15 protein-coding genes are annotated in these 16,118 nt (G+C 74.4%); 6 read left to right on the top strand and 9 right to left on the bottom strand.

Features of this window, described 5'->3' with window-relative positions:
• Positions 1 to 41 precede the first annotated feature (41 nt).
• Positions 42 to 1,247 carry a CHAD domain-containing protein gene (locus tag VGL20_21845; protein HEY2706335.1) on the top strand — a complete coding sequence of 402 codons (1,206 nt, stop codon included), beginning with the start codon at positions 42 to 44 and terminating at the stop codon, positions 1,245 to 1,247.
• Positions 1,248 to 1,254: 7 nt separating this feature from the next.
• On the opposite strand, the gene VGL20_21840 is transcribed toward VGL20_21845, so the two are convergent.
• Complete coding sequence (locus tag VGL20_21840; GenBank protein ID HEY2706334.1) at positions 1,255 to 2,718, bottom strand: CehA/McbA family metallohydrolase; 1,464 nt, start codon at positions 2,716 to 2,718, stop codon at positions 1,255 to 1,257.
• A 209-nt stretch (positions 2,719 to 2,927) separates the two neighbouring features.
• On the opposite strand from VGL20_21840, the gene VGL20_21835 reads away from it, so the two are divergent.
• A complete protein-coding gene (locus VGL20_21835; protein ID HEY2706333.1) occupies positions 2,928 to 5,273 on the top strand; it encodes an HAD-IB family hydrolase in 2,346 nt (781 codons plus the stop codon).
• Between the two features lie 66 nt (positions 5,274 to 5,339).
• Positions 5,340 to 5,807, top strand: coding sequence for a phosphoglycerate mutase family protein (locus VGL20_21830; protein HEY2706332.1), 468 nt, complete (start codon positions 5,340 to 5,342; stop codon positions 5,805 to 5,807).
• A gap of 158 nt (positions 5,808 to 5,965) precedes the next feature.
• On the opposite strand, the gene VGL20_21825 is transcribed toward VGL20_21830, so the two are convergent.
• Positions 5,966 to 6,733, bottom strand: coding sequence for a MerR family transcriptional regulator (locus VGL20_21825; protein HEY2706331.1), 768 nt, complete (start codon positions 6,731 to 6,733; stop codon positions 5,966 to 5,968).
• Between the two features lie 32 nt (positions 6,734 to 6,765).
• A complete protein-coding gene (locus tag VGL20_21820) occupies positions 6,766 to 7,530 on the bottom strand; it encodes a PhoU domain-containing protein (protein HEY2706330.1) in 765 nt (254 codons plus the stop codon).
• A gap of 215 nt (positions 7,531 to 7,745) precedes the next feature.
• Between VGL20_21820 and VGL20_21815 the strand changes: the two genes are divergently transcribed.
• Positions 7,746 to 8,033: a hypothetical protein gene (locus VGL20_21815; protein HEY2706329.1), complete on the top strand. Its 288-nt coding sequence runs from the start codon at positions 7,746 to 7,748 to the stop codon at positions 8,031 to 8,033.
• Here VGL20_21815 and VGL20_21810 read toward each other — a convergent pair.
• Positions 7,994 to 8,899, bottom strand: coding sequence for a dienelactone hydrolase family protein (locus tag VGL20_21810; protein ID HEY2706328.1), 906 nt, complete (start codon positions 8,897 to 8,899; stop codon positions 7,994 to 7,996). The two genes, VGL20_21815 and VGL20_21810, sit on opposite strands and share 40 nt — an antisense overlap.
• 58 nt (positions 8,900 to 8,957) lie before the next feature.
• Here VGL20_21810 and VGL20_21805 point away from each other — a divergent pair, with 58 nt between their 5' ends.
• Positions 8,958 to 9,728, top strand: coding sequence for an LLM class F420-dependent oxidoreductase (locus VGL20_21805; protein ID HEY2706327.1), 771 nt, complete (start codon positions 8,958 to 8,960; stop codon positions 9,726 to 9,728).
• 6 nt (positions 9,729 to 9,734) lie between these two features.
• On the opposite strand, the gene VGL20_21800 is transcribed toward VGL20_21805, so the two are convergent.
• The gene (locus VGL20_21800; GenBank protein HEY2706326.1) at positions 9,735 to 10,763 is read right to left on the bottom strand and encodes a CHAP domain-containing protein; all 1,029 of its coding nucleotides are present in this window, start codon (positions 10,761 to 10,763) and stop codon (positions 9,735 to 9,737) included.
• Positions 10,764 to 11,090: 327 nt separating this feature from the next.
• Here VGL20_21800 and VGL20_21795 point away from each other — a divergent pair, with 327 nt between their 5' ends.
• A complete protein-coding gene (locus VGL20_21795) occupies positions 11,091 to 11,828 on the top strand; it encodes a hypothetical protein (GenBank protein HEY2706325.1) in 738 nt (245 codons plus the stop codon).
• A gap of 7 nt (positions 11,829 to 11,835) precedes the next feature.
• Here the strand turns inward: VGL20_21795 and VGL20_21790 are convergent, their stop codons facing one another.
• From VGL20_21790 to VGL20_21775, 4 genes are all read right to left on the bottom strand, one after another.
• On the bottom strand, positions 11,836 to 12,522 hold the full coding sequence (locus tag VGL20_21790) for a hypothetical protein (protein HEY2706324.1): 687 nt from the start codon (positions 12,520 to 12,522) through the stop codon (positions 11,836 to 11,838).
• Positions 12,519 to 13,748: an ABC transporter permease gene (locus VGL20_21785; GenBank protein HEY2706323.1), complete on the bottom strand. Its 1,230-nt coding sequence runs from the start codon at positions 13,746 to 13,748 to the stop codon at positions 12,519 to 12,521. Before VGL20_21785 ends, VGL20_21790 begins: the two co-directional genes overlap by 4 nt.
• Positions 13,745 to 14,635 (bottom strand): ABC transporter ATP-binding protein, encoded by an 891-nt coding sequence (locus VGL20_21780; GenBank protein HEY2706322.1) that lies wholly within the window; start codon positions 14,633 to 14,635, stop codon positions 13,745 to 13,747. The genes VGL20_21785 and VGL20_21780 overlap by 4 nt, the downstream gene beginning before the upstream one ends.
• A partial coding sequence (locus VGL20_21775) for a hypothetical protein (GenBank protein ID HEY2706321.1) occupies positions 14,632 to 16,118 on the bottom strand: 1,487 nt, incomplete at its 5' end. The genes VGL20_21775 and VGL20_21780, both read right to left, overlap by 4 nt.

Here is a 16,118-nt window from a genome sequence, read left to right as displayed (position 1 = left end):
GTTGGGGTGGCGGGACCGGCCCGCCGCCGGGAGGGTGGGCGATGCAGGAGACGATCACCGCTGGAGCGGCGCCGGCGGTCATGCTGAGCGCCCCCCCGAGCCCGGACCGCGTGGTCACCCCGGTGGTCTGGGACACGCCCGACCTCCGGCTGGCGCGCTGGGGGGTCCGGCTCTCGCACCAGGAGGGCGAGGGCTGGACGGTGGAGCTGCCCGCTGAGGGCGAGGGGCCGGCGGACCGGCTGCGCCGGGTGGAGGGAGACGGCGACGCCGTCCCCGACGTGGCCCGCGATCTCGTCGCCGCCTACGCGCGCACCGCCGAGCTGCTGCCGCGGCTCGAGCGTGGCGAGGCGCCGCCGCCCGAGGTCGAGGTGGAGGAGGTGGGACGCCGGTCGACCGCCGCCGCGGTGGTGCGTCGCTCCATCGCCACGGCCACGCTCCGCCTCGTCGGACACGACGCCGGGGTGCGCCTCGGCGGCGACCCCGAGGCGGTGCACCAGGCCCGGGTTGCGGTGCGCCGGCTCCGCTCCGACCTGCGCACCTTCGCACCGCTCCTGATCGCCGGCTGGAGCGACCCCCTGGGGGAGGAGCTGCGCTGGATCGGCGGCGAGCTGGGCCGGGTGCGCGACGCCGAGGTGCTCGCCGAGGAGATGGAGCGGGTGGTGGCAGCTCTGCCCGAGGCCGACCTGGAGCGGGGCGCCGAGCTGGCCGCGGGCTTCCGTGCGGAGATCCTGCGGGCGCGTGAGCAGCTGGTCGAGGCGATGCGCTCGCCCCGCTACCTGGAGCTGCTCGAGCGCCTCGTCGAGGCCTCGTACAGCCCGATGCTGCTGCCCGAGGCCGATCAGCCCGCCGGCGGGGTGCTCCCCGGGCTGGTGCGGCGGCCATGGCGGAAGCTGCGCCGCGACGCCCGGCGGCTCCGGCGCGACGGCGCCACCGACGTCGAGCTGCACCGGCTCCGCATCCGCGCCAAGCGGGCCCGCTACGCCGCCGAGGCGGGCGCCCCGGTGCTCGGGAAGCGGGCCAGCGCCTTCGCGAAGGCCGTGGCCGGCGTCCAGGAGGTCCTCGGCACCCACCACGACGCCGTGGTCGCCGCCGAGCGGCTGCGGGTGCAGGCCACCGGCGGTGGCGAGGCGGCGTTCGTCGCCGGGCAGCTCTGGGGGGTCGAGCAGGCGCGCGCAGCGAGCGCCCGGGCGGACTGGCCCGCGGCCTGGAAGCGCGCCCGCAGGCGGCGGCTGCGCTCCTGGATGTGACCTCCGGCTAGGCTGCGTCTCCGCCGCAGGCGGTCTCGATCCAGACCGGGTTGCTGAGCGCCAGCATCTCGCCCCGCAGGCTGCGGACCTCGGCGCGCACGTACCGGGTGGCGTCGCTCACCGTCTCCCAGAGCACCGCGGCCACCGGCTGGGCGAGGACCACCTCGTGGACGATGCCCAGGTCGGTGTGCAGGGTGACCCGGCTGCCCAGCGCGCCGCTCACCCGCAGGGTCACGGCGACGGTCTGGTCGGCGCGGGCGACCAGGCGGCCGCCCATGCCCGCCGCGGCGCCGTCGCTCTCGACGCCGAGGTCGAGGTTGACCCGGCTGTCGGCGGCGACGTAGGCGTGCCCGGAGCGCAGCGCCGCGACCACGGCGTCGCGGTTGAGCCCGGCGGCGCCGACCACGGTCTGGGGGTGACCGATGGGCTGGTCCTGGTTGTGCGAGTCGCTGCCGCCGACCGCGACCAGGCGGCGCCCGGTCCGGAGCAGCCCGTCCCACAACCGCACCGCCTCGTCGTCGCTCGCCGCCCAGGCGCCGTTCCACACCTCGACCGCGTCCATCTCGGAGGCGTCGAAGTCCCAGCCGCAGCCCTTGTGGGAGCGGCGCTGGGGGTGGTTGGCGATGGCGATGCCGCCGGCGCCGCGCACCCGGTCGACGAAGCGGCGCAGCTGGTTGTCGCCGGGCCGGTAGCGAAAGTCGATCCACACGCCGGGGCCGACGCCGATGGCGCCCCAGTGTCCCGCCGGCGTGGTGACCTCCTCGCCGCAGAGCACCAGCAGACCGGGGCGTTCGACCTCGCCCCAGTGCTGCTGGGCCGAGATGGTGTTGTGGTCCGTGGGCACGATGAAGTCGAGCCCACCGAGCACGGCGCGGGCGCTCACGTCCGCGGGCGTCTGCTCACCGTCGGAGTGCTCGGTGTGCAGGTGCAGGTCGCCGCGATACCAGCCCGGGGTCTCGTTGACCAGTGATGCTGCCAGCCGTGGCACGAACCTGCGTCCCGGGGGAAGGCTGAGCATGGTCACGACCAGCGTCCAGTCGAGTCCCTGGTCGCCGATGTTGTGGGGATTGAGGGCGATGTGCCACGTGCCCGGGCTGATCGGGCCGGGAAGGTATCCGGGGGTGGCCCGCGACTCCGAGATCACGAAGCGGCGGCGCCCGGGGCGGCCGCCGTGGCTCCAGCCGCGGAAGCCGGCGTCGTTGCCGAGCTCGAAGCCCTCGGGGCCGAAGATGCCGATGTTGAGGAAGTTCCCGTTGCCGGGACCGTAGTCGCACGCGATCTGCAGCTCGCCGACGCCCGGGGGCACGACCAGGGGGAGGTACGTGTAGTCGTCGAGACAGCCGGCGGCGAAGCGCCCGCCACGGATGGTGGTGGTGGCGCTGACGTCGAGCCGCGCCCCCGGAGTGCCGGCGACCATGCCGTCGGCGGGCAATGGTGTCATCGGCGCGATGGAGGAGGTCGTGTCGGCCATCTCGGTGTATCGCCTCTCAACTCGGCGCAGGTTCCTGTCAAAACGAGCATACGGACGTTCCCCCTGGCGGCCGGTTAACCGCTGGACAGCATCTGGTGCGTCCGGGCGCGGCTCCTCACCGTTCCATAACCGCTGCTCATCGGGCGATGGCCGGATGATCCTGAGCTCTTCATCGCGCGGTGGTGGGAGTCGCGCGAATATGGGTTCCGATGCGTCTGGCGATCGTCACCGAGAGCTTTCTCCCTCAGGTGAACGGCGTCACCCGCACGGTGACGGCCTTCCTGGAGCATCTCCAGCGACGCGGTCACGAGGCGCTGGTCTACGCACCCGGCGACGGCCCGTTCGAGTATGCGGGCCACTCCGTGGTGCGGGTGATGGGGGTCAGCGGTCTGCTCTATCCGGGGCTCACCGTCGCGCCGGTGGCGCCGGGGATGCGGCGGACGCTGCACCGCTTCGCGCCCGACATCGTGCACCTCGCGTCGCCCGCAGCGCTCGGCGTGTACGGGCGGTACGTCGCCCGCCGCGCCCGCATTCCCGTCGCCGCGCACTACCAGACCGACCTGGTCGCCTATGCGCAGGACTACGGCGGCGCCCTGCTCGCCGCCGCGGTGCGGCGGGTCGAGCGCGACTTCCACAACCGCTGCGCCGCGACCTTCGCCCCCACCGAGGTGATGGCCGCAGAGCTGCGCCGCCGCGGCTTCGAGCGGGTCGGGGTCAGCGGTCGCGGCGTCGACATCGCGCGCTTCCGTCCCGGCCGCAGCGGCGCCGCGGCGGCGGCGGCACGCTGGCCCGCGGGCGAGGGTCCGCGGGTGCTCTGCGTCGCCCGCCTGGCGCGGGAGAAGCGGCTCGACCGCCTCGTCGACCTGGCGATGCGCGAGCCGGGGCTGCGCGTCCTCCTGGTCGGCGACGGACCCTGCCGCGAGCTGCTCGCCGGGGCCGCGCCGCCCAACCTCGCGCTCGCCGGCGCGCTCGAGGGCGACGACCTCGCCGACGTCTACTCCGCCGCGGACCTCTTCGCCTTCCCGTCCACCACCGAGACCTTCGGGCAGGTGGTGCAGGAGGCGATGGCCTCGGGGGTGCCCGTGGTCGGGGTCCGCGCCGGCGGGGTCGCCGAGCTGGTCGACGACGGCGCCACCGGCGTGCTCGTCGAGGCCCCGGGACTCGGCCTGCCCCGCGCCGTCGCCGGTCTGGCGAGCGACCCGGAGCGGTGCCGCAGGCTCGGCGCCGCGGCCCGCCGCGCCGTCGAGGGCCGCGACTGGGCGGTGGTGTTCGACACCCTCCTGGAGCGCTACGAGGAGCTGATCGAGGCCTCGACCCGGCCGGTCCCGCAGGTGGTGGTGCTGGCCTCGCCGGCACCGTCCCGGGCCACCGGCCGCGCCGCCGCGTTCTTCGACGTCGACCGCACCGTGGTGAGCGGGTCCTGCTTCCTCGCCCTCGCCCGCCCGGCCTGGCGCGCGGGGATCATCTCGCTGCGCAGCGTGATCCGCGCCGGCGTGCACCAGCTGTGGTTCTCGGCCCGGGGCAGCTCCGACCGCCGGCTGGGACGCTCGACGCGCCGGGCCGCGTCGGTGATCGCCGGCGTCGAGGTGGCGGAGGTGCGACGGGTCGGGCGCCGCGCCCTCGCAACCCACGTCCTGCCCCGGGTGCATCCCGGCGCCCGGGTCGCCATCGAGGCCCACCGGCGCGCCGGCGACCTCGTCTTCCTGGTCTCGGCCGCGCCCGAGGAGCTGGTCGGCGAGCTCGCCACCCTGCTCCAGGTCGACGGCTACGCCGGCACCCGGGCGGAGGCGGCGCGGGGCCGCTACACCGGTCGCCTGCTCCGCGTCTGCCACGGCGAGGGCAAGGTCGACGCCATCCAGGAGCTGGCCCGCTGCCACGGTATCGACCTGGCGAGCTCGACCGCGTACTCGGACAGCAGCTCCGACCTGGGGATGCTGCGACTGGTCGGCCGGGCGGTGTGCGTCAACCCGGACTCACGGTTGCGCGCCGAGGCACGCCGCCGCCGCTGGGAGGTGCGCCGCTTCGACCTCGTGGAGACGGGGCCCGCCACCACCGCGGCCCCACCGCGCCTGCGCACCGTCGAGCCGGCGGCGACCAGGGCACAGCCCGGAGGCACCACCCCCATGCCCACACCCACGGACGTCGCCGAGCGCCTCAACGCCGCCTTCAACGCGAAGGACTGGCCGGTGGTCGCCGGGCTCATGGCCGACGACATCGAGTGCATCACCTTCGCCAACGCGGTGTACCACGGCGTCGACGAGAACCGCGCCTACTACGCCACCTGGTGGAACGCCTTCCCCGACTGCCGGGTGACCGCCCACAGCCTCCACGTCGACGGCTCGACGGTGATCGAGGAGGGGAGCTTCACCGGCACCCACCGCGGGGTGTTCCGGACGCCGATGGGCGATATCTCGCCGACCGGCCGCCGGGTGCAGGCGGAGTACATCAATGTCATCACCGTCGAGCGCGGCAAGGTGGCGCGGCAGCGGCTGATCCTCGACCGCCTCGACCTGCTCGACCAGCTCGGGCTGGTGCCCTCGCTGGTCGCCTCGTAGGTCTGGTCAGCGGCTCGCCCTCGGTGGGACTGGCCATCGCGCCAGCGTACCCGCCACACTCGGCCGGTGACCATCGACGGCCGCGCCCGCATCCTGCTGATCCGCCACGCCAAGGCCGGTGACCGCCAGCGCTGGGAGGGCGACGACCGCCTGCGCCCGCTGACCAGGTCCGGCCGGCGCCAGGCCGAGGCGCTGGTCGAGCAGCTGCGTGACCAGCCCGTGGAGCGGATCCTCTCCAGCCCGTACGTCCGCTGCATCCAGACCGTCGAGCCGCTGGCCGCCGCCCGCGGCCTGCGGGTCGAGCCCACCGACGACCTCGCCGAGGGCGCCGGGATCGGCCCGCTGCGGCGGCTGCTCGCCGAGGTCGGGAGCGCCGCGCTCTGCAGCCACGGCGACGTCATCCAGGAGTTCGTCGAGTGGATGCACCATCGCGGCGTCGCCGTCGACGGGGGCCTCGCCAAGGGCTCGACCTGGGTGCTCGACGTGGTCCACGGTGAGGTCGTCGCCGCCCGCTACCTGCCGCCTCCGGCCTGAGCCCCGGCCGTCCTCACGCCGGGCCCGCTCCCCGAAGGGGCCGGCCCGGAGGCCGGCCCCCGAGAGGGGGGAACGTCAGCGCTGATGGCGTCGACCGTCAGGGACGCCTGCTGACACAACGGTGTTTCACGCAATCAGGTTCCGACCGACCGTGCGGATTACTCCGCGGGAACCGAGGAGGCGCGCGCGATGAAGCGGTAGAGGTCGCGGTGGTCGACGCCGATGGAGGCGACCGTGGGCTGCGGCTCCTCCTGGTAGATGCTGCGCAGCGAGCGCTCGATGCCGGGGTCACCGCCGGTGAACTCGCCCACCAGGCCGTTCCAGCGCTGCGCCAGCCGCTGCCCGGTGCTGCTCTGCGGGTCGGTGCCGCGGGCCATCGCGGAGCGCACCTCGTCGATCAGCTCCGCCCACTCCGCCTGCGCGTCCTGGATGCGCCGCTCACCGAGCAGCTCGCGCCGGCGGATCAGCTGCTCGCGCTGCTCGGGGGAGTAGTGGCGGTCGATCATGGTCATGACCTCGATGGTGTTGATCAGCTCGTCCACCGGGGGCTCCGGCGCGCCCGAGTCGACCGCCGCGGCGGCGCGCTCGAGCTGGGTGCAGAGCAGCTGCTCGAGCTCGAGCTGGGCGCGGGCGCGGACGAGCCGGCGCTGGATGACGCCGCGCGGTGTGGTGCGCGGGTCGGCGAGCAGGTCGCGCACCTCGGTGAGCGCCAGGCCCAGCCCCCGCAGCGCCACGATCTGCTGCAGCTGGGCGATGTCGCCGGCGGTGTAGAGACGGTGACCGGCGGCGCTGCGGTGCGAGGGCACCAGCAGACCGAGGTCGCCCCAGTGGTGCAGGGTGCGCACCGACAGCCCGCTGCGGCGGGCGAGCTCGCCCACCCGCCAGGGCAGCGGAGGGGCGGTCTTCGGGTCGCGGCGCATGTCCATGGGCGGAGAGGCTCCTGACCTGGGTGGCGTTGTCAGCGGCCCGTCGCGGCCTCCGCGGGCAGGCCGGTCAGCTCCAGCGCGCCGCCGTCGACGAGCACCAGGTCCTCGGCGATGGTCACGACGCGGTCGGCGATGCGCTCCAGGAGCCGGGCGACGGCGAGCACGCCGCCGGCGCGTGCGGCGGAGACCGGCTCGGTGCGCACCCGGGCGGCGAGCTCCTCGAGGAGCCGGCGGCTGAGGCGCTCGAGGCGGTCGTCGCGCAGCGTCCGCCCGCGGGCTCGGAGGAGGTCGCGGTCGCCCACCGCGGCGAGCACCTCGCGCACCTCCTCGCTGCAGAACTCCGCCATCCGGGTGAGGCCGACGTCCCCGCCGGACTCGGGCAGCCGGGACAGCTCGTCGCCGATGCGCGCGATCCGGGCGCAGTGGTCGCCGATGCGGCCGAGCTCGGCGGCCATGTGCAGCAGCGCCACCGCCTCGCGCACCCGGGCGGCGGCGGGGTCGCGGTCGAGCACGGTGGCGTGGCAGAGCTGGCCGAGCTCGCGCTGCAGCGAGTGCAGCCGCGCCCGCTGCTCGACCACGTTGGTGCAGACGTCGACGTCACCGTCGACGAGGCCGCACACCGAGCGGGTGATCGCCCGGTCGGCCTCCTCGCCCATCAGGACCACCAGCTGCCGGATGCCGGCGAGCTCGCGCTCCAGCGGCGCGGGGACGGGATGGACGCCGGCCCGGCCCACCGGTATCGCCCGCGTCTCGGGATGCGGTCCCGGAGACGGCAGAATGCCGATGCGTCCGCTCATCGCCCGCGTTCCTCCGGCGGCCGCCGACCCAAGGTCGGCACCTCGGCCCCTCCGCATGGTTGCGCAGGGTCGGGGAGCCCCGGCTTGCGGGACGGTTATCGGGCGGCGATCAAGCGGTGGACGTCTGGTGCGTCCGGCGGATCCGACCTCGCTCTCCGCCATTCCTTAACCGGTGCTTCGTCCCGGCATGGCCGGTTCCGGCGAGACTTGAGACGATGGAAGCGAATGCGGGTGACGACCCCCTCCCGGCGTCCCTCCACGACGTCGCCGCGGTGCTGATCGTGCGGCACCTCGAGCACCACCGCCCCGAGGTGGTGGTGCGCTGCCTGTTCGACAGCTACCAGCGGGTCGGAGGCGACGCGATCGTCACCGAGCAGCGGGTGCGGGACGCCGAGCGGCTGGCGCAGCGCCGGCTGGTCGCGATCTCCGCTGGCCACACCGTGCCGCTGCCCCGCCGCCGCGCTCAGGCCTGGCGTCCCAGCCAGTCGAGGGTGGCCCTGTAGGCCTCGGCCGCCGCGGTGGCGTCGTAGCGGGGCCCGGAGTCGTCGAAGAACGCGTGGTTCACCCCGGGGAAGACCCGGACCTCGTGGGTGATGCCCGCGGCCTGGAGCGCGCTCACGCAGCGGTCGCGGGTGGCCAGCACCCGGTCGTCGAGACCGGCGTAGATGGCGAGCACGGCGGCGCCGCGTGAGCCGCTGAAGTCCGGGGTCGCGGGGCAGGGGCCGTAGAACGGCACCGCCGCCGCCAGCCGCGCCTCGCCGGCGGCGAGCAGGCTCCACACCTGGCCGCCGCCGAAGCAGAACCCGATCGCGGCCAGCTTCGCCCTGGGCTCGCGGCGGGCGAGCTCGTCGAGCCCGGCGCGCATGTCGGCGACGAAGCGCTCGGGCGGCACCTTGGCGAGCGCCGCGGTCGCCTTGGCGGGCTCGCCGAGCGAGGCGGTGCCCCCCTCCTCGGAGAGCAGGTCGGGGGCGAGGGCGGAGAACCCGTCGGCGGCGAGCCGGGCGGCCACGGTCCGGATCTGGTCGGTGAGCCCGGTGTTCTGGTGGATGACGAGGACGGCGCCGCGCGACGAGGCGGCCGGCGCCCAGGCGCCCTGGAGGGTCCCCGAGGGGCCGGGGAAGGTGATCGCCTGTGGCGGCGGCACCGACCCGGGGCCGTGTGGCGTGGCCGTGGGCGGGGGCGTCGCCGGCGCGGTCCGCGCGCTCGGCCCGGTGGCCGGACCGCCGCTGCCACAGGCGGCGAGCAGGCTGGAGGCGGCGGCCACGCTGAAGCCCATGAGCATCAGGCTGCGGAGCGCGTCGCGGCGGCTGAGCAGGCCGTCGGCGTGGTCGAGGACGATCTCCTCGGCGAGGTACCCCCGGACGTCCACTCCCCGGATGCTACCGCCGCCGCCGCCCGCAGGTCGCGGATCGGTACTGTTGTGATCCATGGCACGTCGCTTCCGGGTCGGCTACCAGATCCATCCCCAGCACTGCACCGTCGAGCAGATCCGCACCGCATACCGGACCGCCGACGAGCTCGGCGCCGACACCGTCTGGGTGTGGGACCACATGTACCCGCTCTACGGACCGCCCGACGGCGCCCACCACGAGTGCTGGACGCTGCTGGCGGCGATGGCGGTCGAGACCCGCCGCGCCGAGATCGGCGCCCTGGTCAGCTCGAACAGCTACCGCAACCCGGAGCTGCTCGCCTACATGGCGGGGACCGTCGACCAGCTCTCCGGCGGCCGCTGCATCCTCGGGGTCGGCGCCGGCTGGTTCGAGCGCGACTACCAGGAGTACGGCTACGAGTTCGGCGACGCGCCGTCGCGGCTGCGCCGGCTCGGCCTCGACCTGCCGCGGATGCGGGCCCGGCTGGAGAAGCTCTCCCCGCCGCCGCCCCACCGGGTCCCGATCATGATCGGAGGCGGCGGCGAGAGGGTGACCCTGCGCCTGGTCGCCCGCCACGCGGACATGTGGAACTTCTTCGAGCCGGCCGACCAGTACGCGCGCAAGAACGCCATCCTCGACGAGTGGTGCGGGAAGCTGGGCCGCGATCCCGGCGAGATCGAGCGCACCATGTCGATCGGCCCCGACACGGTCGACGGCGACCTCGACGCGCTCGTCGCCGCGGGGGCGCAGCACCTCATCCTCCGGGGCATGCAGCCCTTCGACATGGCGCCGCTGCAACGGCTGATCGGCCGCGCCGAGGGCTCCTGACCCCGGTCAGACCGGGAGGTAGATGAAGCCGAGCACCGCGTCGTTCTGGACCACTCGGTAGTTCACGCGGTTCCAGCCGCTGTGGTTCATCTCCGAGATCTTGAAGTGGCCCGCGGGCACGTCGTCGGTGGGGCCGACGGCCTCGACCAGGGCGACGTGCCCGACGCTGCTGGCGCCGTTGCCGCGGCGCCCCCAGACGGCGATCGCCCCCAGCTTCGGGTCGTGGCCCTCGGGGTATCCGAGCACCGCGGCGTTGTGCCACCACTCCCAGGCGTTGCCGAACCAGGGGATGCAGCGGCGGCTGGCGACGTAGTAGGTGCACTGGCCGTAGGCGAAGTGGTTGCCGCAGCCGCCGCGCAGTGACGGCGGCGGGCCGGCGAGCTGCTGGTCGAGGTCGGCGATGCGGCGGGCGATCTCACGGGCCGGGCCGTCGAGGTCGCGGAGGGTGGCGGCGCGGCCGGCGACGAGCACCACCATGCGGTTGGTGTCGCTGCCGAGCTGCGACTCCAGCTGCTCGGCGCGAGCGAACTGATCGCGGAGGTCGCTGCGCTCACGCAGGAGGGCGGCCTCGCTGGCGGCGACGGTGCGGCTGAGCCGCTGGACCTGGTCGGTGACGTGCTGGGCGCCGCGCACCCGGTCCATCGCCTCGTTGAAGCTCTCGCTGGAGAGGATCGCGCCGGCGAAGCCGTCGTTGCCGCTGAGCTCGTAGGTCGAGCGCAGCAGGGCACCCAGCTGCTGCCGGGCGAGCCCGAGGGCGTGCTCGTTGTCGGCGATGTGCCGGGAGAGGTCGAGCAGCCGGGAGTCGATGGCGGCGAGGTGGCGGCGCGCCTCCAGCAGCCGGCGCTGGGTGCTCGCCAGCTGCTGCTCGATGGCGAGCAGCTCCCGGCGTGCGTCGGCGCGCGGGCCCTCCAGGCTGGAGAGCTGCTGGACCAGCTCGGCGCGGCGCGCGGCCGCGCCGGGGGGAGGGGAGGCGGCGGAGGCCGAGGTGCCGAGGAGGAGGCCGGCGAGAACGGTTGCCGCGATGGCCGCGATCAAGCCGAAGCGGTCTCCCCTCCGCACGTTCGTTCCTCCCCTGTGCCACCCGCGAACCGCGCGAAGGGTAACCACCGGGTTGGGGGTCCGTGTTGGGTGCTCGCCGAATACTGCCGAGTTCTGCAGATACGCCTGAACACTCTGAAGCGTGCCTGGTGTGCGAAGCGTTCAGCGCGACCGCAGCGCGGTCAGGTTTTGTCGATTGTTGTCACTTTCGCGACCCGGCGCGATCGCCGCCCGCGCACGCGCGCCGCATCGAGGTGGTAGGGTGCCGGGGAGTGAACGGGCGTTCGGCCCGGGTCACCGCTCGCGCCGCTGGAGGGTGCGTCCATGTCGGAGGGGTCGTCGGCCACGCTCCGGGTCGCCGGCACGGTGGCGGCGGCGGTGGGGCTCGCGGCCGCCTCGGTGGCCCTCGGCTTCGCCGTCGGCCGTGGCACCGCCCCGGGCGCCGCCATCCGGCCGGCCCCGACCGCCACCCCGGGCCCCTCGGTGCCCCCCCGCTCGGGGCCGACCATCTTCGTGGCCGGGGTGCCGGTGGGCTACGCGGCGACCAGGGACGGCGCCATCGCCGCCGCCACCGCCTACCAGCAGTACCTCTTCGGCAACCTGCTGCTCCACCCCGACGACCTCCGCAAGGCGGTCACCGCGGTGGCGGCGCCGGACAAGACCGACGTGATGCTCGCCAAGTTCCAGGTGGCCAGCAACGTCCTCGAGCAGCGCTTCCAGATGGTGACCGCGGCCTCGAAGGGCATCCCCACCGAGGTGCTCACCTTCCCGCTGACCACCCAGGTGATGAGCTACGACGCCGCCAACGCCAGGGTGCGGATCTACACCTGCACGGTGCTCGCCGAGCAGGGGGTGGTGGCGCCGACGACGGTCTGGGGCACGGTGCTGGTGACCGTCCGGCGCACCCGCGACGACTGGCAGCTGGTCGACAGCTCGGTCGACGCCACCGTGCCCTCGATCATCCCCACGGTGCAGGGCACACCGACCACCAGTGCCACGGTGCCGCCGCAGCTGAACGCCTTCCAGCAGTACATCTACTCGCCGCCGCCGGCGGCGGGCTGAGCGGGGGCTACGGCCCGGCGGCGACCGACGCGGCGCCGGCCCCGCAGCCGGTGATGGCGGCGGGGATCACCGCGACGCTGCGGGCGCGGAGCACGCCGCCCGCGACGAGCAGCCCGCGGGCGATCACGCAGGCGCCGGTGTGGACCGAGTCCAGGCTGGCCTGGGCGTAGCGGGTCACCGGGGTCACCGCGCCGGCGGTGAAGTGGTCGACGGTGCCGTCGTCGGCGCGGATCGCGAACACCCCCGCCTCGACCCCGGTGATCAGGCCGCCGACCGTGGTCTGGGTGCCGCGGGCCCCGGGGCGCGAGCCGGCGCGCCCCACCCCGGGCCGGACGCAGCCGGCGGCCCCGTGGGCGGTGGCCACCACCCGCACCGCCACCACGTAGCCGCGGACGTCGCGGTCACCGGTGGCGAAGGCGCAGGTGCCCGGCACCAGCAGGCCGATGTCGGCGCTGATCTGCTCGGAGACCGTGGTGGTCGCGTCGACGCTGAACTTGGAGTCGACGCCGGGGTCGGTGCCGCCGTAGGTCGTCACCGTGGCGGTGTTGCCCTTGATCGCCACGATCTCCCCGGCCACGACGGTGCGCGGCCCGGGGGTGGGCGTGGGGGCCGAGGTGACCGGGGTGGTGGCGGTGCCACAGCCCGAGAGGGCGGCCAGGGTGAGCAGCCACGGAGCGACGTGTCGGATCCTCATGCGGTGCGCAGCGCCTCGATGGGTGCCAGGCGCGCGGCCCGGACCGCGGGGAAGACGCCGAAGCCGACGCCCAGCATGGCGGAGATGATCACCCCGCCGGCGGCGGCGGAGGGCGAGAAGAGCGTGGGCAGCGGGGTGAACCTGGTCAGCAGGAAGGTGCAGAGCAGGCCCAGGCCCACGCCGAGGACGCCGCCCATCGCGCTGAGCGCGGCCGACTCGATGAGGAACTGGCGCAGGATGTCGCCGCGCCGGGCCCCCAGCGCCTTGCGGAGGCCGATCTCGGCGATGCGCTCGGTGACCGACACCAGCATGATGTTCATCACCCCGATACCGCCGACCAGCAGGGAGATGCCGGCGACCCCGGCGAGCAGCGCGGTGAGCGCGCCGGTGACCGAGTCGACGGTGCTGAGGATCGTCTCCTGGGTCGTGATGGAGAAGTCGGCGGTGCTCGGGTCGCCGATGTGGTGGGTCTGCATCAGGAGGTTGTTGATCTCCTGGTAGGCGGTGCCGATCGCCTCGCGGGTGGGCGCGCTCGCCAGGATGCGCTGCACCGTGGTCATCGACCCGCCGGTGATCAGCTCGGCCTGGGCGGTGGTCAGCGGCACCACCGCCTGGTCGTCGGGGTTGTTGAAGCCCTGCCCGCCCACGGTGTTGAGGATGCCGATCACCTTGAACGGCAGCCGGCCGATGCTCACCGTCGCCCCCACCGCGGTGCCGCCGGGGAAGAGCCGCTGGGCGGTGGTCGACCCCAGAACCGCGACCTGGGCGCGGCTCGAGACGTCGTCGTCGGTGAAGAACGTGCCGGTGTCGACGGTGCGGTTGCTGGCGGTCGCCCAGCCCGTGGTCGACCCGGTCACCAGCGCGGTCCAGTTCTGCGCCCCGGCGATCATCGACACGCTGCGCTGCACCACCGGGGCGACGGCGATGACGTCGGGCGCGACCGCAGGGTCGTTCAGCGCCTGGGCGTCGGCGACGGTGAGGGTGCTGGCGGCACCGAGGCCGGAGCGCACCCCACCGGTGGTGGTGCTGCCCGGGACCACGGTGATCAGGTTCGTCCCGAGCGCGGTGATCCGGCCGGTGATGCTCTGGCGCGCCCCCAGGCCGATGCCGACGGTGAGGATCACCGCGGCGACGCCGATGAGGATGCCGAGGGCGGTGAGCAGCGACCGCATCCGCTGGGCGGTGACCGCGCGCAGGCCGGTGGCCAGGGTCTCGAACAGGCTCATCCCGCGGTCCTCCGGCGAGCCCGGGGGGTGGGTGCGGACGGGCCCCCGCCGGCGGGCGGGGCCGGGGGCCGGCGGCGCCGTGGTGCCGGGGTGTCGGACGCGGCCGGCGGCGGGGCGTCGGTGGCCGCCGGGCTGCGCCGGGTGCGCCGTCTCGGCGCGGCCGCGCCGCCGGGGGCGATGGCGCGGCCGGTGAGGGTGGTCGCCACGTGCACCCCCTCGGTCAGCTCGCCGTCACGGATGGTCACCACCCGCTGGGCGGTGGCGGCGATGTCGGGATCGTGGGTGATCAGCACGATGGTGCGGCCGCTCCGGTGCAGGGTCGTGAGGATCCCAAGGATCTCCGCCGTCGACGCGCTGTCGAGGTTGCCGGTGGGCTCGTCGGCGAGCAGCAGCTCGGGGTCGGTGACCAGGGCGCGGGCGATGGCGACGCGCTGCTGCTGGCCGCCGGAGAGCTCGTTGGGATCGTGCTCGACGCGGTCCTGCAGCCCCACCATCGCGAGCGCGTGCATGGCCCGGTCGCGGCGGCCGTGGATGCGCCGGTAGAGGAGGGGCAGCTCGACGTTGCGCCAGGCGCTCATCCGCTTGAGCAGGTGGAACTGCTGGAAGACGAAGCCGATGCGCTCGTTGCGCACCCGGGCGAGGTCGTTGTCGCTCATCCGTCCGACGTCCTGGCCGGAGAAGAGGTAGCGGCCCGAGCTGGGGACGTCGAGGCACCCGAGGATGTTCATCAGCGTCGACTTGCCCGAGCCCGACGGCCCCATCACCGCCACGAACTCGCCGCGGCGCACCACCAGCGACACCGAGCGCAGCGCGTGCACCGCGGTGTCGCCGGCGCCGTAGGTCTTGCTGACACCCTCGAGGGTCAGGACCGCATCCTCGTCGCTCATCCGGTGCGAGCGCCACCTCCGCCGGCACGGTTGCCACCGCCGCCGCCACCGGGTGCGGCCCCGCCGCTCGGCGCGGCGCCGGAGGGTGGCTTGACGCCGATCTCGGCGAGGACGACCACGTCGCCGGGGTGGAGCCCGGAGGTGATCTGGGTGCGCTGCGGATCGCTGGCGCCGATGGTGACCGGCACGGTCACCGACTGGCCGTTGCGCGGCACCAGCACATAGCTGGAGGAGCCGACGGTGTGCACCGCGCTGCTCGGCACGGTGAGGACGTCGACCTCGCGCTGGACCACGATGCTCATCTGGGCGGTGCTGCCCGGGTGGATGCTGCTGCTGACGCTGTCGACCACCGCGGTGACCGTGAAGGTGGCGACGCCCGAGGCGGTCAGCGCCGCCGGCGCCACCCCGACGACATGGCCCTGGAGCTGGTTGCCGCCGCCGGCGGGGACCACGTAGACCGCGTCGGCGGGCCGCACCTGGGGCAGCTGCGCGTCACTCACCGGTCCGCTGACCTGGAAGGCGGTGGGGGTGATCAGCACGATCGCGTGGGTGACGTTCTGGGCGGCGTTGTTGAAGGCGGTGGGGCCACCGCTCGCCGCGCTCGCCGCCAGCGCGCCGGCGCCGGTGCCGCTGCCGGTCGCGTTGGCGTTGCCGCCGCCGCCGCCGATCGCCTGCCCCTGGGCGATGTTCACCTGCTCGATGAGGCCGGCGACCGGTGCCACCAGCGAGGTGCCGGCGACCGTGTTCTCGGCGGCGGTGACCGCCTGCTGGTCGGCGGTGACCTGGGCGGCGTCCTGCACCACCTGCTGGGGGATCTGGCCGCTCTCGAGGGCGGACAGCTGGGCGAGCAGGCCCTGGAGGCTGCTGCTGGCCTGGTCGAGCTGCGACTGGGCCTGGTGCACCGCCTGGTTCGCCCGGATCTGCTCCTGGGAGATGGCGTTGGCGTTGGTCTGCTGGGCGGAGGCGAAGGAGGTCTTCGCGTTCTGGAGCTGGACCAGGCCGTTGTTGAGGTTGCCCTGGGCGATGTCGACGTCGTGCTGGGCGTTGGCCTGGGCCTGGGCGAGCGAGGCCTGCGCCTGCTGGATGGCGGCGTTGCCCTCGTTGCGCGCGGCGTTCAGCGTGGCCTGGGCGGTCAGGACCTGGCCCTGGCCGAGGATCTGGTTCTGCCGGGCCTTCGCCTGGGCGCCCTGGAGGTTCGCCTGGTCGATCTGGAGCTGGGCCTGGTCGTGCTGGAGCTGCGCCTGCTGATTCGGGATCTCGCTCGCGTCCGCCGACTCGTCGGCGTTCTGGGCGTTGGTACAGGCTACCGTTACGGGAGCCGGGGGCATGCCCGCGCACGCCGTCGCCTCGTTGTTGTCCGCCGCTGTGTCGGTTGCCGGGTTGCTCTGGTCCTGGTTCACCACGTTCTGCTGGAAGTTCACCGTCGCCTGGTCGGCGTTGATCGCCGCCTGGTCGACCTGCTGCTGGGCGCTGAGGTTGCGCT

The sequence above is a fragment of the Candidatus Dormiibacterota bacterium genome, from assembly GCA_036495095.1.
GTDB lineage: Bacteria > Chloroflexota > Dormibacteria > Aeolococcales > Aeolococcaceae > CF-96.
Note: the sequence above shows the minus strand (reverse complement) of the source record. Positions and strands in the feature narration are given on the sequence as shown.